24 protein-coding genes are annotated in these 25,392 nt (G+C 56.1%); 10 read left to right on the top strand and 14 right to left on the bottom strand.

Features of this window, described 5'->3' with window-relative positions:
• Nucleotides 1–4: 4 nt before the first annotated feature.
• Nucleotides 5–1,195, top strand: coding sequence for an ABC transporter permease (locus tag ACOOGA_RS15040; RefSeq protein ID WP_417461501.1), 1,191 nt, complete (start codon nt 5–7; stop codon nt 1,193–1,195).
• Between the two features lie 58 nt (nt 1,196–1,253).
• Here the strand turns inward: ACOOGA_RS15040 and ACOOGA_RS15035 are convergent, their stop codons facing one another.
• Together ACOOGA_RS15035 and ACOOGA_RS15030 are read right to left on the bottom strand one after the other, a co-directional pair.
• Nucleotides 1,254–3,029: a sodium:solute symporter family protein gene (locus tag ACOOGA_RS15035; protein WP_417461502.1), complete on the bottom strand. Its 1,776-nt coding sequence runs from the start codon at nt 3,027–3,029 to the stop codon at nt 1,254–1,256.
• Between the two features lie 13 nt (nt 3,030–3,042).
• On the bottom strand, nt 3,043–3,351 hold the full coding sequence (locus tag ACOOGA_RS15030; RefSeq protein WP_417461503.1) for a DUF4212 domain-containing protein: 309 nt from the start codon (nt 3,349–3,351) through the stop codon (nt 3,043–3,045).
• Between the two features lie 85 nt (nt 3,352–3,436).
• Here ACOOGA_RS15030 and ACOOGA_RS15025 point away from each other — a divergent pair, with 85 nt between their 5' ends.
• From ACOOGA_RS15025 to ACOOGA_RS15015, 3 genes are all read left to right on the top strand, one after another.
• Nucleotides 3,437–3,892, top strand: a complete 456-nt coding sequence (locus ACOOGA_RS15025) for a YiiD C-terminal domain-containing protein (RefSeq protein WP_417461504.1) — start codon at nt 3,437–3,439, stop codon at nt 3,890–3,892.
• Nucleotides 3,893–3,946: 54 nt separating this feature from the next.
• Nucleotides 3,947–4,342, top strand: a complete 396-nt coding sequence (locus ACOOGA_RS15020; RefSeq protein ID WP_420428956.1) for a nuclear transport factor 2 family protein — start codon at nt 3,947–3,949, stop codon at nt 4,340–4,342.
• Nucleotides 4,343–4,528: 186 nt separating this feature from the next.
• Nucleotides 4,529–5,023, top strand: coding sequence for a nuclear transport factor 2 family protein (locus ACOOGA_RS15015; protein ID WP_417461506.1), 495 nt, complete (start codon nt 4,529–4,531; stop codon nt 5,021–5,023).
• A gap of 406 nt (nt 5,024–5,429) precedes the next feature.
• Here the strand turns inward: ACOOGA_RS15015 and ACOOGA_RS15010 are convergent, their stop codons facing one another.
• The 7 genes from ACOOGA_RS15010 to ACOOGA_RS14980 all read right to left on the bottom strand — a co-directional run bounded on the left by ACOOGA_RS15010 (nt 5,430) and on the right by ACOOGA_RS14980 (nt 15,297).
• A complete protein-coding gene (locus tag ACOOGA_RS15010) occupies nt 5,430–5,825 on the bottom strand; it encodes an STN domain-containing protein (RefSeq protein WP_417461507.1) in 396 nt (131 codons plus the stop codon).
• Between the two features lie 131 nt (nt 5,826–5,956).
• The gene (locus tag ACOOGA_RS15005; protein ID WP_417461508.1) at nt 5,957–8,827 is read right to left on the bottom strand and encodes a TonB-dependent receptor plug domain-containing protein; all 2,871 of its coding nucleotides are present in this window, start codon (nt 8,825–8,827) and stop codon (nt 5,957–5,959) included.
• 84 nt (nt 8,828–8,911) lie between these two features.
• Entirely contained in the window at nt 8,912–10,021 is a 1,110-nt protein-coding gene (locus ACOOGA_RS15000) for a FecR family protein (RefSeq protein WP_420428954.1), read from the bottom strand.
• 18 nt (nt 10,022–10,039) lie between these two features.
• Nucleotides 10,040–10,693 (bottom strand): RNA polymerase sigma factor, encoded by a 654-nt coding sequence (locus ACOOGA_RS14995; protein WP_417461510.1) that lies wholly within the window; start codon nt 10,691–10,693, stop codon nt 10,040–10,042.
• Nucleotides 10,694–10,863: 170 nt separating this feature from the next.
• Nucleotides 10,864–12,090: a hypothetical protein gene (locus ACOOGA_RS14990; protein ID WP_417461511.1), complete on the bottom strand. Its 1,227-nt coding sequence runs from the start codon at nt 12,088–12,090 to the stop codon at nt 10,864–10,866.
• 38 nt (nt 12,091–12,128) lie between these two features.
• On the bottom strand, nt 12,129–12,941 hold the full coding sequence (locus ACOOGA_RS14985) for an outer membrane lipoprotein-sorting protein (protein WP_417461512.1): 813 nt from the start codon (nt 12,939–12,941) through the stop codon (nt 12,129–12,131).
• Complete coding sequence (locus ACOOGA_RS14980; RefSeq protein WP_417461513.1) at nt 12,916–15,297, bottom strand: efflux RND transporter permease subunit; 2,382 nt, start codon at nt 15,295–15,297, stop codon at nt 12,916–12,918. The genes ACOOGA_RS14985 and ACOOGA_RS14980 overlap by 26 nt, the downstream gene beginning before the upstream one ends.
• Before the next feature lie 249 nt (nt 15,298–15,546).
• On the opposite strand from ACOOGA_RS14980, the gene ACOOGA_RS14975 reads away from it, so the two are divergent.
• The 4 genes from ACOOGA_RS14975 to ACOOGA_RS14960 all read left to right on the top strand — a co-directional run bounded on the left by ACOOGA_RS14975 (nt 15,547) and on the right by ACOOGA_RS14960 (nt 17,505).
• Nucleotides 15,547–16,464 carry a LysR family transcriptional regulator gene (locus ACOOGA_RS14975; protein ID WP_420428952.1) on the top strand — a complete coding sequence of 306 codons (918 nt, stop codon included), beginning with the start codon at nt 15,547–15,549 and terminating at the stop codon, nt 16,462–16,464.
• 115 nt (nt 16,465–16,579) lie between these two features.
• The gene (locus tag ACOOGA_RS14970) at nt 16,580–16,834 is read left to right on the top strand and encodes a type II toxin-antitoxin system Phd/YefM family antitoxin (RefSeq protein ID WP_417461515.1); all 255 of its coding nucleotides are present in this window, start codon (nt 16,580–16,582) and stop codon (nt 16,832–16,834) included.
• Nucleotides 16,824–17,108 carry a type II toxin-antitoxin system RelE family toxin gene (locus ACOOGA_RS14965; RefSeq protein WP_417461516.1) on the top strand — a complete coding sequence of 95 codons (285 nt, stop codon included), beginning with the start codon at nt 16,824–16,826 and terminating at the stop codon, nt 17,106–17,108. The genes ACOOGA_RS14970 and ACOOGA_RS14965 overlap by 11 nt, the downstream gene beginning before the upstream one ends.
• 40 nt (nt 17,109–17,148) lie before the next feature.
• Complete coding sequence (locus ACOOGA_RS14960) at nt 17,149–17,505, top strand: DUF2513 domain-containing protein (RefSeq protein WP_417461517.1); 357 nt, start codon at nt 17,149–17,151, stop codon at nt 17,503–17,505.
• 24 nt (nt 17,506–17,529) lie between these two features.
• Here ACOOGA_RS14960 and ACOOGA_RS14955 read toward each other — a convergent pair whose 3' ends face one another.
• The 3 genes from ACOOGA_RS14955 to ACOOGA_RS14945 all read right to left on the bottom strand — a co-directional run bounded on the left by ACOOGA_RS14955 (nt 17,530) and on the right by ACOOGA_RS14945 (nt 19,789).
• On the bottom strand, nt 17,530–17,892 hold the full coding sequence (locus ACOOGA_RS14955; RefSeq protein WP_420428950.1) for a MerR family transcriptional regulator: 363 nt from the start codon (nt 17,890–17,892) through the stop codon (nt 17,530–17,532).
• Nucleotides 17,870–18,373: a nuclear transport factor 2 family protein gene (locus ACOOGA_RS14950; protein ID WP_420428948.1), complete on the bottom strand. Its 504-nt coding sequence runs from the start codon at nt 18,371–18,373 to the stop codon at nt 17,870–17,872. Before ACOOGA_RS14950 ends, ACOOGA_RS14955 begins: the two co-directional genes overlap by 23 nt.
• 129 nt (nt 18,374–18,502) lie before the next feature.
• Nucleotides 18,503–19,789: a SulP family inorganic anion transporter gene (locus ACOOGA_RS14945; RefSeq protein ID WP_417461520.1), complete on the bottom strand. Its 1,287-nt coding sequence runs from the start codon at nt 19,787–19,789 to the stop codon at nt 18,503–18,505.
• 232 nt (nt 19,790–20,021) lie between these two features.
• Here ACOOGA_RS14945 and ACOOGA_RS14940 point away from each other — a divergent pair, with 232 nt between their 5' ends.
• Both ACOOGA_RS14940 and ACOOGA_RS14935 read left to right on the top strand, forming a co-directional pair.
• The gene (locus ACOOGA_RS14940; RefSeq protein WP_417461521.1) at nt 20,022–20,777 is read left to right on the top strand and encodes a nitroreductase family protein; all 756 of its coding nucleotides are present in this window, start codon (nt 20,022–20,024) and stop codon (nt 20,775–20,777) included.
• 161 nt (nt 20,778–20,938) lie between these two features.
• Entirely contained in the window at nt 20,939–21,631 is a 693-nt protein-coding gene (locus ACOOGA_RS14935) for a substrate-binding periplasmic protein (protein ID WP_420428946.1), read from the top strand.
• Between the two features lie 2 nt (nt 21,632–21,633).
• Here ACOOGA_RS14935 and fdhD read toward each other — a convergent pair whose 3' ends face one another.
• Nucleotides 21,634–22,461, bottom strand: coding sequence for a formate dehydrogenase accessory sulfurtransferase FdhD (fdhD, locus tag ACOOGA_RS14930; protein WP_417461523.1), 828 nt, complete (start codon nt 22,459–22,461; stop codon nt 21,634–21,636).
• Between the two features lie 90 nt (nt 22,462–22,551).
• Nucleotides 22,552–25,392 carry a formate dehydrogenase subunit alpha gene (fdhF, locus tag ACOOGA_RS14925; protein ID WP_417461524.1) on the bottom strand — a complete coding sequence of 947 codons (2,841 nt, stop codon included), beginning with the start codon at nt 25,390–25,392 and terminating at the stop codon, nt 22,552–22,554.

Here is a 25,392-nt window from a genome sequence, read left to right as displayed (position 1 = left end):
TGTCATGACAAAACTATTTTCCCAAATCATTGCTGTTGTTGCAATGAACCTTCGCAGCCTGCCACAGCGCTTCTGGATGTCTTTTGCGGCAACGCTTGCCATCGCGGTTGTGGTCACCGTGCTGCTCTCATTCCTTGCGATGTCAAACGGCTTCAAGGAAACGCTCACAGGCGCAGGTTCGGATGAGACCGCTATCGTGACAAGAAGCGGTTCAAAGTCTGAGCTCAATAGCGTGCTGGGCCGTGATACCGTCAACCTGATCGTAGCCTCTGAGGGCATTGCCAAAGATGCGGAAGGCAACCCGATCTACTCGCCAGAGCTTTACGTGGTGGTGGACGGCATCAAACGGGCATCACAGACAGAAGCAAACCTGCCAATGCGCGGCATTTCCGAAACCGGCTTTGCACTCCGGAAGAACGTGGAGATCGTGGAAGGTCGCATGTTCGAGCCGGGTACAAACGAAATTATCGCTGGTGCCAGTATCCAGCGTGAGTTCTCGGGCTTCGAGCTTGGAACAACTGTCCGCTTCGGTAAAACGGAATGGACCGTGGTGGGTATTTTCTCCACCGGCGGCAATGCTTTTGAGGGTGAACTATGGGCTGACGCCCGCACCCTTCAAAGCCAGTTCAGGCGGGGTAACAGTTTCCAGACCGTACGCATCAAGCTGGCGGAGCCTGGGAATATTGACGGCCTTCTTGCAACAGTGGAGAACGATCCGCGTCTCATTCTGGATATCCAGACAGAGGCGGAGTTTTTTGCTGAGCAGGGCGATGCCCTGAGCGGCATGGTAAAGTTTGGCTGGGGCCTTTCTATCCTGATGGGGCTTGGTGCCCTCGCCGGTGCACTCAACACCATGTATACCTCTGTGGCGAGCCGCGCGTCCGAGATCGCAACCCTGCGCGCTATCGGCTTCAGTAACGTATCTGCCTTTTTTGGTACACTGGTAGAATCGGTTGTGCTTAGCCTCATTGGTGGGGTGATCGGCGCCATTGCGGCCTATAGCTTCATGGACGGTATTTCAACCAGCACCATGGGCGGCAACTTCACCCAGGTGGTGTTCCGTTTTGAACTGACGGCCGAGCTGTTTAAGGACGGCATGATTATGGCGCTCTGGATCGGCCTGATTGGCGGGTTCTTCCCCGCCTTCCGGGCCGCACGCCTGCCGGTGATTGTGGCATTCAGAAACGCCGCTTAAATGCCTCAGGCAAGACATGCAAAAAGGCGGGGTTCCCCCCCGCCCTTTTCTTTTGACTTTAGTGATCTTGCGCGCTGCTTGCACCAGATGGCACGCGGATATCTTCTATAAGGTTTTGCACATCCTCCGGCGGCGTCGATGTGAAGCGCGACACCAGAGCTGCAACACCGAAGTTCACGAACATACCCACCATGCCAATGCCTTCAGGCGAAATACCAAACAGCCAGTTGCCATCCACGTTCATCTCGGGCGCAACAAACTTGAAGTAGACGATGTAACCTGCGGTAAACAAGAGGCCCGACAGCATGCCCGCGATCGCCCCTTCCTTGCTCATGCGTTTGGAGAAGATACCCATAAGGATGGCAGGGAACAGGCTTGCCGCCGCCAGCCCAAAGGCAAAGGCCACCACCTGCGCCACAAAGGCGGGCGGGTTGATGCCGAGGTATCCGGCAACAACAATGGCAACCCCCGCCGCAAGCCGTGCGGCGCGAAGCTCCTGCGCGTCGGAGATATCTTTCATCCAGGTTTTCTTCAGCAGGTCATGGCTCACGGCTGTTGATATCACGAGAAGGAGCCCCGCCGCCGTGCTGAGGGCCGCAGCCAAGCCGCCCGCAGCCACAAGGGCGATCACCCAGCCCGGCAGTTTGGCAATCTCGGGGTTCGCGAGCACCATGATATCCCGGTCAACATACACCTCGTTACCGCCTGTGGTGGCACCGTTGATGATGGTCCGCTCGCCATGCACCCCACGCGCGTCGCCTTCAAACTCGGGCTTGCCCTCAAATGGGGCACCGGCGCGGTACTGGATCACGCCGTCCTCATTTTTGTCACGCCACGCGATCAAGCCAAGGTCTTCCCAGTTTTTGAACCACTGGGGCGTCTCGGTATACGCTGTCTCATTCACTTCCGTAATGAAATTAAGACGGGCAAAAGCGCCCACCGCGGGTGCCGTGGTGTAAAGGATGGCGATAAACACCAGCGCCCAACCGGCAGAGACACGCGCGTCTGATGCCTTTGGCACCGTGAAGAAGCGCACAATCACATGCGGCAGGCCAGCCGTGCCCACCATCAGCGCGGCGGTGATCGCAAACACATCAATGGTAGATTTGCTGCCATTCGTATAGGCGGTGAACCCAAGCTCCATGAGCGCCCCATCAAGCTTCTCCAGCACCGTAAGGCCGGAGCCATCCACCACCTCGGAGCCAAGGCCAAGCTGCGGCACAGGGTTGCCGGTGATAAGGAGCGAGATGAAAATGGCCGGCACCGTGTAGGCAAAGATCATCACACAATATTGGGCTACCTGCGTGTAGGTAATGCCCTTCATGCCGCCCAACACCGCATACATAAACACGATGATCATGCCGATCAGCACACCAAGGTTGACCTCAACCTCCAGAAAACGAGAGAAGACAATGCCGACGCCGCGCATCTGCCCGGCCACATAGGTGAAGCTGATGAATATAAGGCACAGCACCGCCACAAGCCGCGCAGCGTCTGAATAATAGCGGTCACCAATAAATTCCGGCACGGTGAACTTGCCGTATTTCCTGAGGTAAGGAGCGAGCAGAAGTGCCAGCAGCACATAGCCGCCTGTCCATCCCATAAGGTAAACGGAGCCGTCGTAGCCGAGGAAGGCAATCAGCCCGGCCATGGATATGAAAGAAGCAGCGCTCATCCAGTCCGCCGCTGTGGCCATGCCGTTCAGCACCGGGTGCACGCCTGTGCCTGCCACGTAAAATTCCTTGGTGCTGCCAACCCGCGACCAGATGGCAATGCCAATATAAAGCGCGAAGGAAAGGCCAACAAAAAGATAGGTGAGTGTTTGTGCGTCCATGATCCCTGCCCCCTCAGTCTTCAACGCCGAAGGCGCGGTCGAGCTTTTTCATGCGCGACGCATAGATAAAAATCAGCACCACAAAAGTGAAGATGGAGCCCTGCTGCGCGAACCAGAAACCAAGCTTGAAGCCCATGACCGTGAACTGGTTGAGCCAGTCTTCCAGGAGGATACCCGCCCCGAATGACACGATAAACCACACCGCCAAAAGCTTCCCAAGCAGTGACAGGTTCGCCCGCCAATAGCCCTTACGCTCTTCAGCGCTCAATTGTTTGCCACCCGTCGGCGCACCGGCCACAGCGTCATTTTGATCAGATTGCATATGCCTTGATCCTCCCCTAATCTTCCCGGCAACAGATTGGGAGAAAGCGTGCCATGCGTCAAATCATTGTTGGAGAGAAGACAATATGACCGACCTGAAAGGCCTGGAAAATTATCTCCATACCCATATCCCGATCTCTGGCCCGATGGGGGTTACGGTGACGAGCGCGAGCCCTGACCGTGTGGTGCTTCGCGCCCCGCTTGATGCCAACATCAACCACAAAAGCACTGCATTTGGTGGCAGCCTGCAAGCGCTTGCCACCCTGAGCTGCTGGACACTGCTGCATCTTAACCTGCGCACCAGCGCCAAACCGGGTGAGATTGTAATCACCGGCAGCAATATCAGCTATATTCGCCCGGTCACCCGCGATTTTGAAGCGGTTGCCACATTGCCCGATGCGGCGCGCTGGCAAACATTCCTCAAAACATTTGATCGTCGTGGGCGCGCCCGCATCCAGCTCAGCGCGCATATTTTTGAGGATGATGAATTGGCAATTGATTACGCAGGCACCTTTGCAGCGCTCAAAAACGCGGAAGCATAGACAAAAGCCATCACCGGCCTAATTCACTTCATACACACAAGCCACAACGAGGATATGATGAGCAAAGCCCAAGCCTTTCTGGAAACCTGGCACAAAGCCGTAAAACAGTCGGATATGGATATTCTCAGCAGCATCGTGGCAGAGGATGCCAGCCTGCTTTCCCCTGCTTTCTGGAAACCCCGGCAGGGCAAAGACAAGGTGCTCATGGTGCTCGCCGCCGTGACAGACACCTTTGAAGACCTGACCTATACAAAAGAATGGATAGACGGTGATGAGCTAATCCTTGAATTCACCACCAGCGTGGGTGGCAAACAGATGAAGGGCATCGACCGCATCACGCTGGATGAAAACGGCAAGCTCAAGGAGATTGAGGTTTTGATCCGCCCAATGAATGGCCTGATGGCACTCGCGGCTGCATTGGATGACAAACTGAAAGCCTTGATGGCTTAGGCGCAGATGGCGGCCGGGCGGAATTGGGGGGTTCTCAACTTTCCGCGAATGTGTTCATAATGCGCCGGGGGAACGCGGGTTGAGTTTGAGGGACATGCAAGCCCAATCCGGTTCGGGACTAGGTAACTTGATAGCCTGCGGCTAACCGGCGCAGGTTCAATTGCGTTATCATAGGAACGACATAATATGAACAACCACATTCCCTATATTTTCAAACTGAGCCTCTCTGGATTTGTTGCACTGGTATTGAGCAGCACCGCGTTGGCGGCAATGAGCGATGCCGACATTCTGGCGCAAGAAACCCTCGAACAAGAGAACCTCAAGAAAGCCGTGCGCTGCATGGAAATTCTTGAGGTAGACCTAAACGTCAACCGGTTTGGCGAGGAATGTGTCGCTGAAGGACATATTGAGCATTCGCCCCGTGTCCCTGACGGAAAACAAGGCCTGCTTGATTATTTCGCCGCGCAACTTGAACGTTTCCCCGAAATGCACGGGGATATAAAGCGTGCAGGCGCCGACGGTGATCTGGTTTGGATGCATATCCATTTCAAAGCAAAACCAGACGCCACAGGAAATGCCGGCATGCATATTTTCCGGATGGAAAATGGCAAGTTTGCAGAACATTGGGGCGTGGGGCAGCCGGTTGTTAAGTCAACGCTGCACGATAATTCGATGTTCTAGCGGTTCTCTCTGCTTCACTGCAGGCCCCATTTACTTGGCCCGAAAAAAGCTGGGGCGGTAACAGCAAGCCGTTACCGCCCGAGAGAGCACGAAAGATGGGTTGGAAGGCCGGTTTACGTGAGCCCCACGGCCCGGCGATGCAATCACGAAGAAAGCACCCTCTTTTTTCCAGCCTCAAGGAGGCGCCCACCACTGAGAGGCAGAAAAAGAGCTTTCGCTTCCATGCTCATAATATCTGCACCACCACCAAATGGGCAGATATCAACGCAACAAGGGGACGTTACCCATTCCTGACTTTTTGGTCAATATTATAAATTCAAAAAAATTTGATGGCTGTCTTTAAACCTCCACCCAGCCAATAGGGTCGACGCTGCCGGGTATGGATTTCCTGCAATCAGGTAAGGGATTATTGTGGCGGGGGTGCAGACTTCTGCGCCTCTGCCCCGGCAGCATTTACGCTTGGCAGTACCAACACTGGCTGCCGCACGGTGACAGTGTTGGTGCTGGAGAAATGAAATTCAAGCCCGCTGCCAACAAGCAAAGCCTCAATAGCACGGCGCGCGCTCATCCGACCCTTAAGCTCATCACAAGGCGGTAGCGCAGCGGTATCTGTCGCGATAATAAGCTGCACACCGGCCTGCTCAGAAAATGCCAACAGCGCCTTTTGTAGCGGCTGTGCTTCAATGGAAAAATCCGTCAAACGGTCGCCGTGTGCATATGCTCCCTGCCCCGCACACGCGAGGGCAGAAGCAAGGATAACAAACACCAGAAGAAGACGGTGTCCTGGGGACCGCGCTTTCATCACTTAGACCTTTCGAAGCAGGCGGGGAGGAGGCTTCCCGCTTCATATATGAGACGAAAAGACGCGCCCAGTTGGGAATGCCTGCTTTGAAATCCGGCCATAAGAACGAGGGGTTTTGCCATCACTCGCCCCTAGAATGACACGGTCATACGGGCATAATAATACCCGCCGTTAATGCCCCAAGGCATGGCCACCCAAGGGTAGACAAAGTTACCAAACCTGCCAGGCTGGCGGTCCTCCGATATCCAGCGCGCAAGCGCGTTATTCGGCAGCTTCTTCGGGTATTTATTGAAGATGTTATTGGCGCCAATGGCAAAATTCACCTGCTCGGCGATATCGTAGGATATCTCCATATCCACGATCACAGCCTTGCCGGCCCGTGTGGTAGGTGACCGGTCAAGCCCATAGGTGTCATACGCCAGATCAGGCGGAATTTCATTGCCTGCCGCAGTATAGAAGGCTGATTCCGTATCGCCATAAAAATTGGCACGGATTACAGCGCCAAAACGCCCACGACGGTAATCTGCGCTCGCGCTCGCGCGGAAGCGCGGCTGGGAGCGTTCCACATTCACCCGTTCCGCAAGTGGGAAGAACACGGCGGCCGGGATATCCGCTGGCGCGTTAACCCCCTTGATCTTGGTACGGTTCCAGCTAAGGCTGGAAACCAAGTCTACATCACCACCCGCAAAATTGGTTTTCACGCAGGCCACAAAGTCGATGCCGTATGTTTCCGTATCCACCGCGTTCGAGAAAAACGAGCCTGCCTCAATCGCGCCAAGGTTAACGCCCTCGGGTAGGCCCAGTGTGGGGCCAAGCACGATACGGTCTGCGATATTGATGCGGTAGGCGTCAAGCGTCACCAGCACGCTTTCATCCGCTTCCCACACGGCACCGAGCGAAAAGTTGGTGCTGGTTTCGTGATGTAGTTTATCCACCCCGTAGGCGCGGGCAAAACTATGCCCCTCGGGCGCCACCAGCGTCTGCAACAGACCTTCCGCATTGGTGTTTGTAATCACGCTTGAGAAGGCGCGCTGTGCGAGCGCAGGCGCACGGAACCCGGTTGCCGCCGCCGCGCGGAGCGCCACCGTATCCGTTAGTTGCGCGCGGGCGGAGAGCTTGCCCGTAAGCTTATCGCCGGTTTCGTCAAAATACTCATACCGTGTGGCGGCGGTCAGCCAGATGTTCTCGCTGGGCTCAAACTCTGCATCGATATAAAGCGCAAAACTGTTGCGGCCCTTTTTGCCCTCAACATCTTTGCTATAGCCGGGGAAGCCCTGAAACCCGCAAAACGCAACGCTATTGGGGTCAAGGATCGAAGGGGCAAACTCGCCGTCTACAAAACCACAATTATAGGATGCCGGGTCGCCCGCTTCGATGCTGTAACGCTCATCCCGAAATTCAAAACCATAGGCCAGATGCGCCAAGAGGCCGCCCGCGTGCCCGCCGCCGGACGCATCGAAGTTCAGGGTCAACTGGTCAAACCGAAGCGCGCCTGAAAAGCCGCTGGTCGGGCTTGCTGTTGCCACATCTTCACCATTGTAATAAGCAGCGGAGGCCAGCGATACGTTCACCGTGTTAGCGGCACCAAAGGCAAACCGCGTTGTGCCATAGGTGGCGCTCAAATCATAGTTCCAGCCACTTTCCGCCTCATAGCGCAAGCCCACAGCCTGGCTGAAATCGCTGACGTCTGTTTCCTGAAGCGGCAGAAAACCGTCCGGGTACAGTTGTGGCACCGTACGCCCCGGCGTAAACGGATGGCGGAAAAACCCACCCGACAGCCCGCTTCGGTTGCTGAAGCCGCCGAAGGCATAAACCTTGGCCGCCGTATCGCCAGAAAGTTCCATGTTCCACATCATGGAGGTAGCCTCCACGTCCGTGTCGCCAATGCGCATGATCACATCACCGGTGATAGAGCTTGGCCCGGCGCGGTTGGTGGCGGCCTTGTCCCGATACTCGGCTGTCAGGTTGAAAAAACCTTCATCGAAAAGCGGGAAGCCTGCATTGGCAGAAAGATAGAAGGTGTCACCGTCGCCCTCATAGGTCTGGCCCCAGCTCGCAGTGACAAGCCCACCCTCATCCTGGTCATTCAACACCACGTTGATCACACCGGCGATAGCGTCAGAGCCATATTGCGCGGACGCACCGTCGCGCAGTATTTCTACCCGCTTGATGGACCCAATGGGGATGGTGTTCATATCCGTGCCCACAGAGCCCTTGCCCACCGTGTTTTGCACATTCACCCACGCCTGGCTGTGCCGACGTTTGCCGTTCACCAGAATAAGCACCTGATCAGGCCCAAGGCCCCTGAGGGTTGCAGGGCGCACGATATCCGTACCGTCAGATATGGTGGTTTCTGTATAATTGAAGCTGGGCGCCAGCACCTGCAAAAGCCGCCCCGTTTCCACGTGCCCTGTGCGTCTGAGTGCGCCTGAGTTAATAAGATCGATGGGAACCGAGGTTTCTCCCACGGTGCGGGAGCGGTTCCGTGTTCCCACGGTAATCAGCTCTTCAAGGAAAATCTCATTGCTGCGGGGGGACTGTGCCCTGCGGGAACCACCTTCCTTGCGGTCGGATTCCTCGGCTGCGGCTTGCCGGACTTCCTCGGCGTAGGTCGCGCGTGTGCGTACAATCACGGTGTTAGGGCCGGTGAAATAATACTCAAGCCGTGTGCCCGCCACCAAGGTATCCAGCGCGCCCGTTATCGAATGCCGTCCTGCGAGCGTACGCCTGAACGACAGATCGCTCGCGCCATCAGTCAGGATAAGCTGCACACCGGCCTGTTCAGAGAATGCAAGAAGAGCCTGTCTGAGCGATTGAGGACGAATATTGAAACGCACGCGCCTGCGGTTGTCATATTCCGCGTTCTCAGTTGTGGAAGGGGGAGAAACCTGCTCGTCGCTTTCAGCTTGGATAGCGGATGCATAAGCCCACGGCACTGCTACAATGTTAGCAGCAACCGCGCAGGCAAGCCTCCGTTTCCAGGCCCGTGCGGACAGGTCCATCGTGTGTTTTCCTCCCGAAGCGACGCTCTAAGGCATCGCCCTTCGTGCCCTGTTCCCGGACACTTCATTGCAATCAGGAGCAGCTTATTCGCTCGCTTCCCTGACCACAGTATCGGAACTCTCGTCCGCCATCATCAAAATTGTGCTGCTACCAAGCCGAACAACTTCGATGGGGTAACCTTCCTGAAGGCCTTCGAGCCATGCCTGAACCTGATCGGGGTACACAGTGCCGGTAAAGCGCATGGCGCCCACAGCCTCATCCCCGATAGTGATTTCATTGGCCAGATAGCGGTTCAGGTCAGCGATAACATCAGAGATTGGCAAGTCAACCATCGTGAGCACACCAACGCGCCATGCCAGATCTTTTTGTGCCGAGGCATGCACAACCGGGGTCATCACACCGCGCATGGAATAGCTTGTCTGGCTACCTGCCGTTACAAGGGCAACAGCCCCCGGTGCCGCATCTTCTTCACGCCCGCCCGCCGCCGCACTTGGGCGCACAGCAACGGTGCCTTCAAGCACATGCACTTCCACGTCAGCGCTTGTTTTGCGCACATTAAACACCGTACCAATCGCGGTCACGCTGCCGCTGCCCGCACGCACAACAAAAGGCCGCTTGGGGTTTTTCGCCACAGTGAAAATGGCTTGCCCGCGCTCCAGCGTCAGGCTGCGCTCAGTCTCGCTATAATCAACAGAAATGGCGCTGCCCGCGTTCAGCTCAACGATAGAACCGTCCGCCAGGTTCACCACACGCTGCTGGCCCGCTGCGGTTTGATAAAGGGTTGCGGCGGCTTGCTGCGCACCATTACCACCACCGAGCATCATATTGGTAGCAACCAGCGCCGCCAGAAGCGTTGCTGCAATACCGCTCACCCAGCCAAGAGAGATCTTGCGGCGCGGTTTGCGCGCAGGCGAGAGGATCGAGAGCACATTGTCGCCCACATCAGGCTGCGCGCCATCAGTGCTTGCCGAGGCGTCACCGCTTGGCAGGCTTGCAATGTCTGTCTCGCTCGCCAAATCAAGTACACCCCAAAGCGTTTCCATGCGGCTGAATGCGCGCCGGTGATCTTCATCCTCGGCGAGCCAATCCTGCCATTCATGCAGCTCTGCGCCCGATATAGTGCCGTCTTGCAGGCCGAGATAATAATCGGCCGCTTGCTCAAGCACGTCTTCCCTAATTTTCACATCACTCACTGGCATGTGCCATAGTCCCTATTGAATGCTCCACGCGTCCAGTTCACCGCTCAGTTTGTCTGAGCAATGCACCAGTGCACGCAGAACATATTTTCGCACCATCGATGACGTCAGCCCCATTTCTTCGGCAATGGCGTCATAACTACGGTGTTTAAATTTATATTCTATGAAGGCGTGACGACATTTCGGCGGTAACGCGCCAACGCAGTCGAGCACCTTCTCAAGCGATTGTTTGGCGGCCAGTGACCTCTCTGGCGTGAAACCAAACATCTCGTTTATCTGTTGTGCGGGCCCTGCTTCATCAACATAAGCCTGCGCAAGCCCCCGCCGCCTGACACGGTCGATGGCTATATTTGTTGCGGTCCGAAAAAGGAAAGCCCGCAAAAACCCAATAGTACTTTTGTCATCAAGCCTGAGCAGGCGGACATAAGCCTCCTGCGCAACCTCGACCGCCTCATCGTGCGACTTGAGCCGGCTGGTGAGATACCGCACCAGCTCATCGTTATGGTTCTGGAACAGCTGATTGATATCTTCTTTGGAAAGGGGAGCCGCCTCAGGCACGTCGGCAATCATGCCTTCCTGCACTGAACCGGATGTTTCATGCACATCTTCCCCGCGCGCATGAACCTGCCCTTCCCCACTGATATCTTTTTCTGGCTGTACCGAAGCCATACAAGTCTCCTTGCCACAAGGACGAACAGCATAGCGAGGCTGGGAATGATTTCCTCAAAAAATTTCACAAGAAACTATTAGGTTGATGACATTCACCTATGGCGTGCAAAAAAAATGAGGCGGAAGGTAAAACCTAGCCGCCTCAGGTGTGGGTAATGCGAGGATATACCCTAAAAATATCGCGTGAGCCGAAGTGTCAGTTGGCTGTCACGCCTGAAACCGTAAAGAATATTGCTGGTATCCACATTGGTGAAAAAGCGGGCTTCAAGTTCCCCCACCCAATAGTCGCCAAAGCGGCGGGAAGCTTCCACAACACCCGACATGGAGGCGTCGCTAAGGTCAACGATCACACCGCCAAGCACGGAGGTATCTTCCGCATCATTCATGGCGAGCCGGACGCCGGTGAACACATCATTGTCCGCCGTGGTGACTGGGGCCAGATACGGGTTTTCTGACCGGCCATCATACTGAAACTCGACCAGCACACCGAGGTCTGCGCCCGCTTCTGTCACACCGTAGAAGGTATATTCCACGCCCGCCACTGCGGCCGCGAAAGTTTCAAACGGGGTATCTTTCACAATACCCTCAAACTTCCACAGCCAGGCATCGCGGGTGTATTGAAGGTCGAGCCCCACTTGCGTGATGTCATCATAAAAGGGCGCGAGCAGGCCGCGCTCTTCATCCAAAATCAGCCTTGGTTCCCTGTCCGCGCCGTGGAAGAGGGAAACACCTACATCCCAGTCACCAAAATAATGGCTGTAGCGCAGGGCGAAATCCACGCTTGCGTCATCGTCCCTGCCCTGATCAAACCGCGCCAGGTCATTATCCACCAGGAAGGGCGTACGAAAGCGCCCCTCAAGCCCTGGGAAGGTGCGTTTACGGAAGGCTGGCATCACGTAGCCTGTGAGCTGACCCCAATCCTGAATGGTAGAGACCTCCAACATTGGCTGGCCAAGCTTGTCCTCGTTATCGATATCTTCAATGGCGTCACTTTGGTTGATGATATCAACGAGGTGGCGGCTTTCCGCCACCCCCCAATAAACCTTGGCAAGGCCCGCACGCACGGTCCAGCTGTCACCGTTCCAGCGCACGTAGGCTTCCCGCACATCTGCATGGGTACGCTCATCATCTTTGGCGTCAAGACGACCAAAGGGGACAAACACAAAGTCGAAACGGCGGTCATCGCTCTGCCATCTCAGGTCTCCCTCAAACTGGAGGGACGGCTGAAAAGTGTCGAGCTGGCCGGGCAAAGCCCCTTCTCGAGCAAAGGTGCGCATCTCGGCGCCCAACGAGCCCGACACTTCCCACTCACCCGCGTTTGCAGCACTTGGCGGCATGGTGATCGGTGCAAGGGCGGCCACCATCAGGGAGAGTGAACTCCAAACGTTCGATGTCATAAAGCGATAACCTCGTTTACTTCGGTACTTCAGCCAGTTTAGCGAATGCGTTTCAGCACGCCTTTTTCAAAGTCATTGTCACTGAGGCCCGCACCAAAAGTGTAGGTGCCGTAGCTCAGCGTTGTTGACTTATTGGTCTGATGGTTGGTCATCACCAGTTCATGCGTGCGCCAGACACCGTCATACTCGCGGTAGTCATTGAGCATCAGCGTCTTGAGAAGCATATCCTTACGATCATAAAAGTCGATCTTGCGAACTTGATAGACATCCTGATCGATATAGGCAATCTGGCGGGTGTAGCCTGAGTTTTCATAGAGCGGGAAACGCTCAATCACGTCAACCTTCATGCCGTCCAGGTCTTCTTCACCCTTGTAGCTGTATTTATATTTATTCAGCTCGGTGGAGGTGAAATCCTCAAACGCAAACTCGGAACCCACAAACGGGCCAGACTTGTTGGCGCTTGAGATCCGCTTCACGCGCTTGAGCGCTGGCAGGAAAAGCCACTGGTCATCTGGTTCCAGGATTTTTGCGTGGCTCAGAAGCGCTGTGCCCTGCACATCACGCGGGGTGACAAATACGGTGAGCGACTTGTCGCCCACTTGCTCGTTTTCCCGCTCAAGGGTTTTGAAATACATCTCGCGGGTTGACGTAGACCCGGCAGCGTTTGTCAGCGTCATCACGGCCGTGACTTCGCTATCACCAAAACCGGTGTCTGACCGGTCAGAGCGGGCAGCGATTTCCAGGCCTTTTTCTGCCGCCTCATCAGCCCACACGGGGCTGATGAGAGAGAAGCCAAGAGTGACAACGGCGAGCGTTACCTTGAATTTATTCTGCAGCGTGCGTTTGAGCATCTTTTAGGTCTCCATTGCTGTCAGTGTTTTTTGTCTCTGTAATCCATTTCCCTGAACCACGCAGCATCACCGCTGGCAGGAACAGGAAGTCGAAAATAAGCGCGAAGGTAATGGCAAGCGCGGTGAGCAAGCCAAGGTCTGCGTTCATCTTGAAGTGCGAGGTAGCGAGATAAGCAAAGCCGATCACCAGCACCACCGTATTCACTACAAGCGCATAACCAACCGTCTCAAACGCATATTTAATCGCGCCCGCACGGTCATAACCCTTCTCTCGTATCCCCCGCACATATTTGGCAAGGAAGTGCACTGTATCATCCACCACGATACCAAGCGACACGCTTGCCACGGCTGCGACAGAAAAGCCCACCGTACCCACCAGAAGCGCCCAGGCACCAAAGGCCGTGAGGATCGGCAGTGTGTTCGGCACCATGGAAATCGCCCCGATCTTGACCGATTTGAGCGCAACCATCATCACAATCCCGATCGCGATAATAGCGATGATATTGCCGGTGATCATGCTGGCAACGTTGCGTTCCGCCACATAGGTGAACATCACCTGTGCGCTGGTCGGCACTGTTCCCTGCATATAATCCGGCGCGTTCTGGGCGATCCAGTCACGGGCGCTATTGAGGAATACTTTTGTCTCGGAGGTTGAGATATTCTTCAGCGTTGCCGTTACCCGCGTGGCCGATTTATCGATATTGATACGGTCATTGAGGTCAAGGCCGTATGGCAGTGACAGTTCATATAGAAGCAGATACTGGGCTGAAAGCTGCCGGTCGTCCGGCAGGCGATACCAGCTTGCTTCGTCCCCGTGCAGGTTACGGTTCAACCGCTTCATGATGTCGGTAACCGAATAGACGTGCGACACGTTGGGCTGCTCACGCAAGAACTGGGTAAACTCGTCCAGCTTCACAAGGAAGTCAGGATCGCTCACGCCACCCTCGCCCGGTGCATGCACCGAAAACTCGATGGGGTAGAAACCGAAATACTGGTTCGAGACGTCCGAATCCCGGCGGAACTCGATAGACGGATCAAAATACTCGGTCCACTGGTCGTTGAACTGAATAAGCGGCACAGCCGATACCAGCAGAAGCGCCAGCGCGCCCATGCCGTAAAACAGCTTCTTGTTATTGCGCACCACAAAATCAGCCAGCTTGCCCATGAAGCTGTTCGCCGTTTCCTTGGCTTTTTTAGGTGCCCGCATCGGCAGCACCGAAAGCATGGCTGGCAGGAACGTCACAGACATAAGCCACGCCGCCACAATACCCACGGCTGAGATGTTGCCCAGATGCCAGAAGGGTGGCGCGTCTGAGAAATTGAGCGCCAAGAAACCAATCGCTGTGGTCAGCGATGTCACCATCACCGCAAGGAAGTTCACCCGCACCGCTTCAACAAGGGCGTCCCGTTTGCTCATGCCGTGGCTCATGGAATGCCGCGCCGTGATCAGGATATGCACCGCATCCGCAATCGCGAGCGTGAGGATAATCGTGGGTGCCGAAAGCGCGATAGGCGTCAGCCCGATCTCGGCGAAACCCGCAGCCCCCATACCAATGAGCGAGGCAAACGCAATCATCAGAAGCGTCACCACCGTACCCGATACGCTGCGCACCGTCACCGCCATAAGAACAAGCAGCAACAGGTACATCATCGGGATCATCTCGGTCGAATCCGCCATGCCCGCTTCCTGGAACGCGTTATTGAGCATGGAAACCCCGGTCATGCGAATTTCATGGCCCGGATATTTTTCCAGCATTCGGTCCTTGATACCGCGGGCATAAACAACTGCTTCCGGCACCTCAAAAGCATGAGCCTCGGGGTATTGCACCACCACGTTGACCGCAATGGCGCGGCCGTCTGCTGTCACAAGCTGGTTCCTGAGCAGCGGTTCCGTGAGCGCGATCTGGCTTTTCGAAGCCAGCTCATCTGCCGTCAGGCTATCCGCGCCTTTAACCAGGTTTTCCACGATAAGGTCGTCATCTTCCGCATAGGTGTGCTGGAAGTTTGAAAGCGAGTCGACCCGAATGGAATACGGGATCTGCCACGCTTCAAGCGTCATATCCTCGACAAGGGCGAGCGTCTCATTGCTGAAAACATCGCCATTCTCGGGAATAATCGTGAAGAAGAAGTTGTCGTTTTTGGTGTAAGTATCCTGAAATTCTTCAAAAGCCTGCAATTCTGGGTTGGATTCAGAGAAGAAATCCCGGTAATTGTTTGAGAATTGAAGAAAACGAGTCCCGCTCGCTATTAAAACAGTCAATAAAATGGTGGCAAAAATCACCAACCATCTTTTTGCGATCACAAAATTCGCCAGTTTTACGGCAAATTCGTCAATCGCAGTCATTGTCTTGGGCATGATCTGCTCCTCGCTGTCGCTCCGCCCTTTTTGGGCAGGTCCTCCTATGGTTCGTTTGAGATCATACACGGTCTTACTGACAGAAATTGTCAGTATTGTTTCCCTGAACCCAAACACCACCTAACCAACACTTGCGCCTATATGGGTGCGCGGCGTACATTTTTGAAATTGATATTTCTGACTTTGGATATTTAGCTCATGAATTTGTCTGGGATCGATCTTAACCTATTGGTTGTTTTTAATGCCGTTATGGATGAGCGTAGCGCAACTCGGGCCGGTCGTAAAATCGGAATGTCACAACCTGCTGTCTCAAACGCGCTCAACAGGCTCCGGCATCTGATGCGCGATGACCTTTTTGTGCGGGAGCCAGAGGGCATGCGCCCCACCGCCCGCGCGCTTGAACTTGAGGTGCCAATCCGCCGCGCGCTCAGCGAACTTGAAGACGCGCTCGACCCCGTCTCGTTCGACCCCGCGCATGCGGAGCGCACCTTCACCATCGCCACCAACGACTATATGGCCATGACGCTGCTGCCTTATCTCGCGAGTTATCTGGTTGAAGAAGCACCGGGCGTGAACATTCACACTTCCCCCATTGAAGGGCGCCTGTTTGAAAAGCTGGACGCGCAGGAGGCCGACTATGGCATCATGGCACTCTCAGACGTGCCAGACAGGTTTGGCAGGTTGGATGTGGGCTCAGACCATTTTGTGTGCATGATGCGGAAAGACCACCCGCTCGCGCGCTATCATGATATCCCGCTGGAGGAATATGCCGCAGCCCGGCACCTTCTCGTGTCGCATCGGGGCGACGCCCACGGTTTTGTGGATGATGAACTGGCGAACAGGGGCCTCAGCCGCCGCATCGTTATTGTGGTCAACCACTTCGGCTCCGCCCCCATGATCATCAGCTCAAGCGACCTTATCGTCACGGTGCCCAGCCGCATGGCGGAAAAATGCACCCAGTTTTTTGACCTGCACATCGTGCCAAGCCCTATCTCGCCGCCGCCCAATATGATCGGCGGGGTGCTGGTGTGGCACAAGCGGCTGACCAACCACCCGGCGCATAGCTGGTTCCGGCAGATGATCCTGCGCGCGGGCCGTGACCTTGATGAACACGGCATCAAGGAGCCAGACAATATGCGCACCCCCGCCGCCTTTTGCTGTGAGTAACTGAGCAGGGTTTCTCGGACCCATAAAGAGACCATTTAACTGGTCATATTATCATTGTGCTAACACCATAAATGACCTATTATGAGACCAGTTAAAAGCACCTTAGGACACACTCATGACCACAACGCACCTGATTTTAGCGGATATCTGCGCTGGCATTTCCGAGCTGAAGAAAAACCCCATGGCTGTGGTGGAACAGGGTGACGGCGCGCCTGTCGCCATCATGAACCGCAGCGAACCAGCCTTCTATGCCGTGCCCGCCGCCGCGTTCGAGGCCTTGATGGACAAGCTTGAGGATATGGAACTGGCGGCGCTGGTGAAAGAGCGTGAAGGCCAACCTGAGATCGAGGTTGATATCAATGACCTTTAAGCTTGTTTTCAAGGAACAAGCCAAAAAGGAATGGGATAAGCTGGACGCCACCGTGCGTAAACAGTTTGCCACCAAGTTGCGTGAGCGGCTGACCACCCCGCGCGTTGAGGCTGCGCGCCTGAGTGGCATGACGGATTGTTATAAAATCAAACTGCGCCGCGCGGGCTACCGCCTTGTGTATCAGGTGCGCGACCAAGAATTGGTGGTCTCGGTCGTCGCGGTCGGGAAACGCGAACGCAACTTTGTGTACAAACAAACGGTAAAGCGGATTTGAGCCATTCCCCCGGTAGCAAGTTCGGATAGGAGAGACTTCTTTGAAAAGAGACATGGACCTTATCAGAGAAATCATGTTTGCAGTCGAAGAAAGTGATCATGATCCCTTATCTTGGATGACGCTATCTATTGACGGCCGATCGCAGCTAGAGGTCTCGTATCATGTCCAGTTACTAGACGAAGCTGGGCTCATTACAGCTGTAGATTTATCTTCTTCCGATGGACTTCATTGGGAGCCCAAACAGCTAACTTGGGATGGACACGAATTTCTCGATAACGCCCGGAGCGCTACGACTTGGAAGCGTGTAAAGCAGATAGTTGCAGAACGCACAGGTTCTGCGAGCCTTGACGTCATCCAGAACATTTTAACTGAACAAGCAACTGCCCTACTGACATAGAAGCTTTTGTGAGTTCATGCCTCCTCAAAACTTCTTCTTCCCAAGCCTTGGCACCTCTGGTGGGCGTTCGCCCGTCTCCAGCCACGTGTCATAATAATCGATCTTGCTTTCCACCAGCTTGAGCGCCTGCCGGGTTTTGGCAAGCTCCGCCTTCACCCGCAAACGGTGGGCGCGCAGCATGGTGAGCCTGTCGGGCAGGCTTTTGCGGCCCTTGGTGACCAGCGCCGCATAGTCTTTCATCTCCGCGACCGTCATGCCGGTGCGCTTGAGCTGCTCAATAAACTCAAGCCAGCCGATATGGTCGGGGTCATATACCCGTCTGCCGCCCGCGTCGCGCGTTACCCCGGGCATCAGGCCCTGCGTTTCATACCAGCGAATGGTATGCACGCTGCGGCCCGATGCTTCCGCCAGCGCCCCGATATGCAAATATCGGGGCTTGGGGGCGGCTTTTGGCGGCTGACGCTCTGTCTGGCGCTTCAAGGGCTTCTTCGACAAGGCTCGTGTCCATATATTCATTCAGGTGTTTCATTTTCCCGCCTTCAAAGCGGATCACATAACAATAGCTGTTGTCATAGGCTTTGCCAGTTTTTGTGGTTACCGCGCCCTGGCATTCCACCACCACAAAGTCACCATCCACTAAGATGCGCCGCGCAGTGTTGCAATATTTGGTGGCAAACTGGGCAAAAAGCGGGGTGAGCAGGCGCTCCCGCACTTCCCGTTTGCCGCTATAGGTGCCAGACCATGCGTTGCGACCCGGTAACGTCCAACTGAAATCATCGTCCATCGCCTCCACAAAGGGTTTGCCGTTGCCGCGCGAAAGCTCATCCATGATGCCTTGCATGATGATTTTATTGTCTTCTGCTGTCATGATATCGGTCTCCATCTCAATTGGGAAACCCAGTATCCATGCTAGAGCATACTCTAGATCAAGAGAAAAATTTCAAAGGCATAATGCACTGAAAATACAAGGAATTTCAGAAACAACGGCGCGCCGGAATTATTTCCTGCGCTTATCCCCACCCCAGCGGAAGGGCGTGTGCCACCGCACAGGCTCCATCTCACCGCGCACCAGCCGGAGGCCAAGGCCAAGGATGGTGCCAACGGCGATAGCAACCGTAAGGTCTGCCATGATCGTCAGCACAGCAGTGAGGATGAGGATGGCAAGCTCCGCCTTCGGCAACTTCAGCCGTTCCCGCCAGCGGTGCGGTTCGCTCATGGTCCATGCTGTCACGATAAGAAGCCCTGCGAGCGCAGGCAATGCCAAGGCCCCGGCAAGCGGTGCCGCCACCAGCATAGCAACAAGGATCGCCAGCGCATGCACAATACCCGCAACGGGCGTGCGCCCACCTGCGCTTACATTGGTGGCGGTGCGCGCAATCGCCCCTGTGGCCGGAAGCCCGCCAAAAAGCGGCGATGCGATATTTGCCGCCCCTTGCGCCAGCAGTTCGGCGTTTGAGCGGTGCGCGCCCCCGATCATGCGGTCTGCCACAATGGCGGACAGCAGCGATTCAATGCCCGCGAGGAAAGCAATGGTCAGTGCCGACGGCAACAGGTCCAGCATTTTGGCAAACTCAAGCTCGGGCAGGCTGGGCCACGGCAGGCCAGCTGGCAAAGCGCCATAGCGCGCCGTAACCGTATCAACTGACGGCATAAAAAAAGCTGCCGCTACGCTGGCGGCTGCGACCACAAGCACAAGCCACGGCACCTTGGGCGCCATGCGCCTGAGCGCTAGAATGGCCGCAACACACGCCACCCCAAGGCCAAGGGCACTAAAATCGGTGGTGTCGCGTATCGCCCACAGCGCCTGAAGTTTAGGCAAAAATTCTGCGGGCAGCGAAACGTCGCTCATGCCCGCCAGGTCCTTGATCTGGCTAACCGCAATCACCACCGCGATGCCGATGGTGAACCCCTCCACCACTGCCTCGGGCACGTGGCGTATCAGGCGGCCTGCGCGCAGCAATCCGGCGATAAGCAATATAGCACCCGCCATCAGGGTTGCGACCATCAGGCCGTCATAACCATGGTCATGAATGATGCCATACACCACCACAATAAACGCCCCGGTTGGCCCACCAATCTGGACTCTGCTGCCGCCAAGCGCTGAGATCAGCAAACCCGCAACAACCGCGGTCACAAGCCCGGCCGCCGGTGGCGCGCCAGAGGCGATGGCAATGGCGATGCTGAGCGGCAGGGCAACAAGCGCAACCGTAAGCCCGGCCAGCGTGTCAGACAGCAAAAGCCGGGGCGTATAGTCTTTCAGTGTTGTGATAATCTTGGGTGTCATGACGGCAAACATTCTTGCTTGAACAGGCCTTTACCATGAAAGCTTACTGAGAAGCCCCCGGCCATTGCAAATAGTATTAATTATACTATAAGTTGTTTTTTTCATAGTCTGCCGGGGCCACCTGCCCATTCGCGCCTGCGCGCAGCCCATCCATATATGCATGAGCATGCCGCTTTACCCATGATGGGTGTCGCCCTATCCTGCCCATTCGGTGCAACAAAAGGGGCGAGACATGAAAGACGGTATGGAGGGGGTGGAAGCACACCGCCAGATGGGCGTTGATGATGTGCTCAGGGCACGGCGTAGCATCCGTGACTTCAAAAACACTCCGGTGCCGGACGCTCTGGTTGATGATATCCTCCGCGCCGCACTTCATGCGCCGTCTTGGGGTAATGTGCAGCCCTACCGGGTGGCGGTTGCGTCTGGCACGCTGGCGCGCGAGATCAGCGCGGACCTGATGGCCATATATGAGCGCGCTATGGCGTTCCGCCGTGCCGGGCTCCTCACGCGGCTTCGTATGCTGCGGGGTGGCATCCCAAAGCCGGACGGTGATTTTAATACCATCATGCGTTACCCGCCTGAACTTGACGCCCGCTACAAAGCCACCGGCAAAGGGCTTTATGAGCTTCTGGGCATCAAGCGCGATGACAAGGCGACGCGGGAACGCCAGATGGGCAAAAACTTCGCCTTCTTTGGTGCACCGACCGTGCTGTTTGTGTTTTGCAGCGCTGACCTTGGGGCCTATGCGGCGCTTGATACCGGTGCTTTCATTCAAAGCCTTGCGCTCGCAGCCCACACGCGTGGGCTTGGCACCTGCGCGCAGGCGGCGCTCGCCACCTGGGCGGGACCGGTGAAAACACGTTTTGACATCCCTTCGGGCTATAAGCTCATTTGCGGTGTTTCGCTCGGGTATCCGTCAGACGACCCGGTGAACACCTATGCACCCACGCGGCGCACGCTGGGTGAGTTGTGCATCCAGCCCTCCTAATCCCCGGCATTCTTGCCCCTACAGCTGTGCCGATGTATGATACACGCTCAGGGCGGGATACATCTTTCAGGTGATCCGCCCAGATGGGGCAAATGGCGTAAGTGTGGGGCACATGCCTTTGGGGAAAGGCGAAAAAGCCAATGGCAATTTCACGGGGGCACGTGAAGCCATATTTTTTGGCGTGTTTTCTGATTCTTTGTATTGGGCTATGGGCACTCCCGCTTTCAGCGGAGGAGAAGAAAACCTATCGCCTGACCATGGCAAAAGACGAGCCAGTGCATGAAATGGCGCTGGCGGTGCTCACGGAAGCTTATGCTCGCCTTGGACTGGGCATTGAGGTTGTGCATTCACCGTGGAGACGATCACTGGCGGAGAATGACCGGGGCACCTATGATGGCGAAATTGGCAGGCTGAAGGTTATCGAGAGCATTACCAAAAACCTGATCCGGGTGGATGAGCCCCTGTTTGACATTCACCAATATGCCTATGCGCTAACCCCCATCCCCCATGTGAACACGTGGCAAGACCTGAAAGGCATGCGCATTGGCACTGAGCTGGGTGTGGTGATTGTTGAGGTACGCACGAGAGGCATGAACCGGATGACTTCTGCCAATAAGGACGAGCTTGTCATGATGCTAAGGCGCGGCGCCGTGGATGCTATTATTCTGGAAGATGTTGTGGACTATACCGCAGAACCATACGGGTTTTACCAGTCCCCAACCGCGCTGGAGGCCAGCACGCTTTACCACTATCTGCACAAATCCCACACCGATGTGGCCGAGGCGTTGCGGCTTGAACTGCTGGCCATGCGCAGGCACGGCAATATCCGGAAAATTACCGGGCACTTTCACTAGGCTTAGAATAGCGTGAGCGTATCGCTTGAATAATTCGCGAGCGTAAGGTTGGCTTCTGACGCCCGCCTGATGGCAAACGCCGTGGGGGCCGAAAGCGCCACCAACGCCCGTACGCCCTGCCGGGCTGCTTTTTCCACAATCTCGAACGAAGCCCGGCTGGTCATCAGCACAAAACCCGCCTTGGGGTCCGTGCCCGCACGCGCCATGGCCCCCAGAAGTTTATCCAACGCGTTGTGGCGGCCCACATCTTCGCGCACCAGCATCACCTCGCCTTCCCCGTTCACCCAGGCGACGCCGTGCACCGACCTGTTGAGCGCCTTGAGCGGCTGTTTGTCCTTGAGCTGGGCTACGGCCTCGGCAACGTTTTTGCTGTTCAGCCCAACCCGCGCGTCCGCGACCCTGGGCAGCGGCTCGAACAGGCGCTCGGCGCTATCGATCCCGCACAGGCCGCAACTGGTGCGCCCTTCAAGGCTGCGCCTGTTTTGCCGAAGCGTAAGACGCTCGAATTTCTGCTCATTGAGGGTGACGTGGATATTGATGCCCTGCTTGCGCTCATGCACTTCAATTTTACTGATATCACCGGGCGTGTCGGCAATACCTTCGGTGAGGGAAAAACCGATGACAAAATCGGTGAGGTCAGCGGGGCTCGCGAGCATCACCGCGAAGGTCAGCCCATTATAAATCAGCGCTATCGGTGCTTCTTCAGGCACATGCCATTTAACCGGGCCGATGGTTTGCTGGGCGGAGACCATGCGGTCAGCGCGCCAGTGCGGGGCATCATCTGCCCCTGCTTCACTCGCTGCCGCGTCTCTCGCCTCACCTTCCGCCACAGGTCCGCCTCATATTCGCGCACACTTGCGCCACACTTACACGCACACTTTCGCCACACATGCCACAGTTTTTACAACTATAGGTCGCCATTACTCAGCAGCCACATGCGCCTTCACCCGGCGCATTTTAGGCGTTTCCAGCTCATACTTCTGTTGCCATTCAGACCGGTGGTTGGCAGGGGTGATCTCCACCGCCGTGACCTTATATTCAGGGCAACTGGTGGCCCAGTCGCTCAGCTCCGTGGTTACAATGTTCGCGCCGGTTTCCGGGTGGTGGAAGGTGGTATAGACAACGCCCGGCGCCATGCGGCTCGAGACTTTCGCGCGCAGGGTTGTCTCCCCCTTGCGGGAGCGGATGGCCACCCAGTCACCGTCCCGAATGCCGCGCATTTCCGCGTCTGAGGCGTGAATTTCAAGCACATCCTCTTCCATCCAGCGGTTATTGTCTGTGCGCCTGGTTTGTGCCCCCACATTATACTGGCTCAGTATCCGCCCGGTGGTGAGAATAAGCGGGAACTTGCGGTTGGTTTTCTCTTCCGTCGGCACATATTCCGTTAGTATAAACAAACCCTTACCGCGAACGAAGCCGTCCACATGCATGATGGGCGTGCCGTCTGGCGCATCGTCGTTACACGGCCACTGAATGCTGCCTTCCGCATCCAGTCGTTTAAACGAAACACCTGCAAATGTGGGCGTCAATGCGGCAATTTCATCCATAATCTCGCTGGCGCCCTTGTAGTCCATCTTATAGCCCAGCGCTTCGGAAAGCCGGGTCGTGACCTGCCATTCATCGAGGCCTGTTTTTGACTTCATCGCCGGGCGCACGCGTCCAAGCCTGCGCTCCGCATTGATGAAAGTACCGTCTTTTTCAAGGAAGCTGGTGCCCGGCAGGAAAACATGAGCGAAACGCGCGGTCTCATTAAGGAATAGGTCCTGCACGATCACGCATTCCATGCTCCGGAGCGCCGCTTCCACGTGGGTCGTGTTGGGGTCGCTTTGCGCGATATCCTCGCCTTGCACATAAAGGGCTTTGAAGGTGCCCGCGACGGCTTCATCGAACATGTTGGGGATGCGGAAACCCGGTTCCCCGTCAAGGCTTACACCCCACGCGGCCTCAAAACTTTCGCGTACCGCGTCGTCAGAGACATGCCGGTAGCCGGAAAATTCGTGCGGGAAAGAGCCCATATCACAGGAACCCTGAACATTGTTCTGGCCCCGTAACGGATTAAGCCCCACACCGCGACGGCCGATGTTCCCGGTCGCCATCACAAGGTTGGCCATGCCCATAACCATGGTGGAGCCCTGGCTATGTTCCGTTACCCCAAGGCCATAATAGATGGCGCCGTTGCGCGCCCTAGCATACAGCCGGGCGGCGGCGATGATATCCTCCGCCTTCACGCCCGAGAGCTTGGCAACATTTTCCGGCGCGTTCACCGGGTCGAGAATGAAGCTTTTCCATTCCTCGAACGCGTCCATCTCGCACCGTTCGCGCACGAACTCTTCATCCACCAGGCCTTCGGAGACGATCACGTGCGCGAGTGCGTTGATCATCGCCACATTGGTGCCCGGCAGCAGCGGCAGGTGGTAAGCCGCCTTGATATGTGGGGTTTTCACAAGGTCGATCTGGCGCGGGTCAAGGATGATAAGCTTGGCACCCGCCCGCAGCCGCCGTTTCATCTGGCTAGCGAACACCGGGTGCGCATCCGTCGGGTTCGCACCAATGATCATGATTACATCCGATTCCTCAACGGAATCAAAGTCTTGCGTACCTGCGCTGGTGCCGAAGGTTTGCTTGAGGCCATAGCCGGTGGGCGAGTGGCATACTCGCGCGCAGGTATCCACATTGTTGTTGCCAAAAGCGGTGCGGATCATCTTTTGCATCACCCACACTTCTTCTATGGTGCAGCGGCTGGAGGTGATACCCCCAACCGATTTCCGACCGTATTTTTCCTGCGTTTTTTTGAGCCTGTCAGCCGCAAAACCGAACGCTTCATCCCAGCTGACTTCCCGCCATGGGTCGGTGATCGCGTCGCGGATCATCGGTTTGGTCATGCGGTCCTTATGGGTGGCATAGCCCCAGGCAAAACGGCCTTTCACACAGGAATGGCCGTGGTTGGCCTTGCCGTCCTTGTGGGGGATCATGCGCACAACCTGATCACCCTTCAGCTCCGCCTTGAAGCTGCAGCCCACCCCGCAATAAGCGCAGGTGGTCAGCACCGTACGGTCCGGCACACCATGTTCAATGAGGTCTGTTTCCGCAAGTGTTGCGGTTGGACAGGCCTGCACGCAGGCGCCGCACGACACACATTCGCTTGAGAAAAAATCATCCGCGCCGGTTGCGACCCGTGAGCCAAAACCGCGCCCTTCAATGGTGAGCGCCAGTGTGCCCTGCACCTCGTCGCACGCTCGCACACAACGGGAGCACACGATGCATTTGGACGGGTCATAAGTGAAATAAGGTGTGCTTTCGTCCTTCTTGAGGTCCAGATGGTTTTCACCCGCATAGCCGTACCGCACATCCCGGAGGCCAACAGCACCCGCCATATCCTGCAACTCACAATCCCCATTTGTAGGGCACGTGAGGCAATCCAGTGGGTGGTCTGAAATATACAGCTCCATCACACCACGACGAAGCTTTGCTAGACGTTCGGTCTGGGTTTTCACCACCAACCCGTCTTCCGCGAGCGCGGTGCAGGAAGACGGCGTGCCCTTGCGGCCATCAATTTCCACAAGGCACATGCGGCAAGAGCCAAACGCGTCAACCATATCGGTCGCGCACAGTTTGGGAATGCCTATGCCTGCTTCCTTGGCGGCGCGCATGATGCTTGTGCCCTTCGGCACGGTGACGCTGTAGCCGTCGATCTCAAGGGTGACCTGCTCTTCCGCCTTGACCGCAGGCGTACCAAAATCTGTTTCTTTGAGGAGAGCCAT

This window comes from Kordiimonas sp. (genome assembly GCF_965216265.1).
Lineage (GTDB): Bacteria > Pseudomonadota > Alphaproteobacteria > Sphingomonadales > Kordiimonadaceae > Kordiimonas.
The sequence above is the reverse complement of the archived record's forward strand: the minus strand, read 5'-3'. Positions and strand labels throughout refer to the sequence as shown.

Coding starts and splice junctions, on each gene's coding strand:
- ACOOGA_RS15015 (WP_417461506.1), top strand. CDS start 4,529: ATGAACAACCACATTCCCTATATTTTCAAACTGAGCCTCTCTGGATTT.
- ACOOGA_RS15030 (WP_417461503.1), bottom strand. CDS start 3,351: ATGCAATCTGATCAAAATGACGCTGTGGCCGGTGCGCCGACGGGTGGC.
- ACOOGA_RS15040 (WP_417461501.1), top strand. CDS start 5: ATGACAAAACTATTTTCCCAAATCATTGCTGTTGTTGCAATGAACCTT.
- ACOOGA_RS15005 (WP_417461508.1), bottom strand. CDS start 8,827: ATGGACCTGTCCGCACGGGCCTGGAAACGGAGGCTTGCCTGCGCGGTT.
- ACOOGA_RS15035 (WP_417461502.1), bottom strand. CDS start 3,029: ATGGACGCACAAACACTCACCTATCTTTTTGTTGGCCTTTCCTTCGCG.
- ACOOGA_RS14990 (WP_417461511.1), bottom strand. CDS start 12,090: ATGACATCGAACGTTTGGAGTTCACTCTCCCTGATGGTGGCCGCCCTT.
- ACOOGA_RS14965 (WP_417461516.1), top strand. CDS start 16,824: ATGACCTTTAAGCTTGTTTTCAAGGAACAAGCCAAAAAGGAATGGGAT.
- ACOOGA_RS14940 (WP_417461521.1), top strand. CDS start 20,022: ATGAAAGACGGTATGGAGGGGGTGGAAGCACACCGCCAGATGGGCGTT.
- ACOOGA_RS14995 (WP_417461510.1), bottom strand. CDS start 10,693: ATGGCTTCGGTACAGCCAGAAAAAGATATCAGTGGGGAAGGGCAGGTT.
- ACOOGA_RS15020 (WP_420428956.1), top strand. CDS start 3,947: ATGATGAGCAAAGCCCAAGCCTTTCTGGAAACCTGGCACAAAGCCGTA.
- ACOOGA_RS14945 (WP_417461520.1), bottom strand. CDS start 19,789: ATGACACCCAAGATTATCACAACACTGAAAGACTATACGCCCCGGCTT.
- ACOOGA_RS15025 (WP_417461504.1), top strand. CDS start 3,437: ATGACCGACCTGAAAGGCCTGGAAAATTATCTCCATACCCATATCCCG.
- ACOOGA_RS15010 (WP_417461507.1), bottom strand. CDS start 5,825: ATGAAAGCGCGGTCCCCAGGACACCGTCTTCTTCTGGTGTTTGTTATC.
- ACOOGA_RS14950 (WP_420428948.1), bottom strand. CDS start 18,373: ATGACAGCAGAAGACAATAAAATCATCATGCAAGGCATCATGGATGAG.
- ACOOGA_RS14970 (WP_417461515.1), top strand. CDS start 16,580: ATGACCACAACGCACCTGATTTTAGCGGATATCTGCGCTGGCATTTCC.
- fdhF (WP_417461524.1), bottom strand. CDS start 25,392: ATGGCTCTCCTCAAAGAAACAGATTTTGGTACGCCTGCGGTCAAGGCG.
- ACOOGA_RS14980 (WP_417461513.1), bottom strand. CDS start 15,297: ATGCCCAAGACAATGACTGCGATTGACGAATTTGCCGTAAAACTGGCG.
- ACOOGA_RS14985 (WP_417461512.1), bottom strand. CDS start 12,941: ATGCTCAAACGCACGCTGCAGAATAAATTCAAGGTAACGCTCGCCGTT.
- ACOOGA_RS14975 (WP_420428952.1), top strand. CDS start 15,547: ATGGATGAGCGTAGCGCAACTCGGGCCGGTCGTAAAATCGGAATGTCA.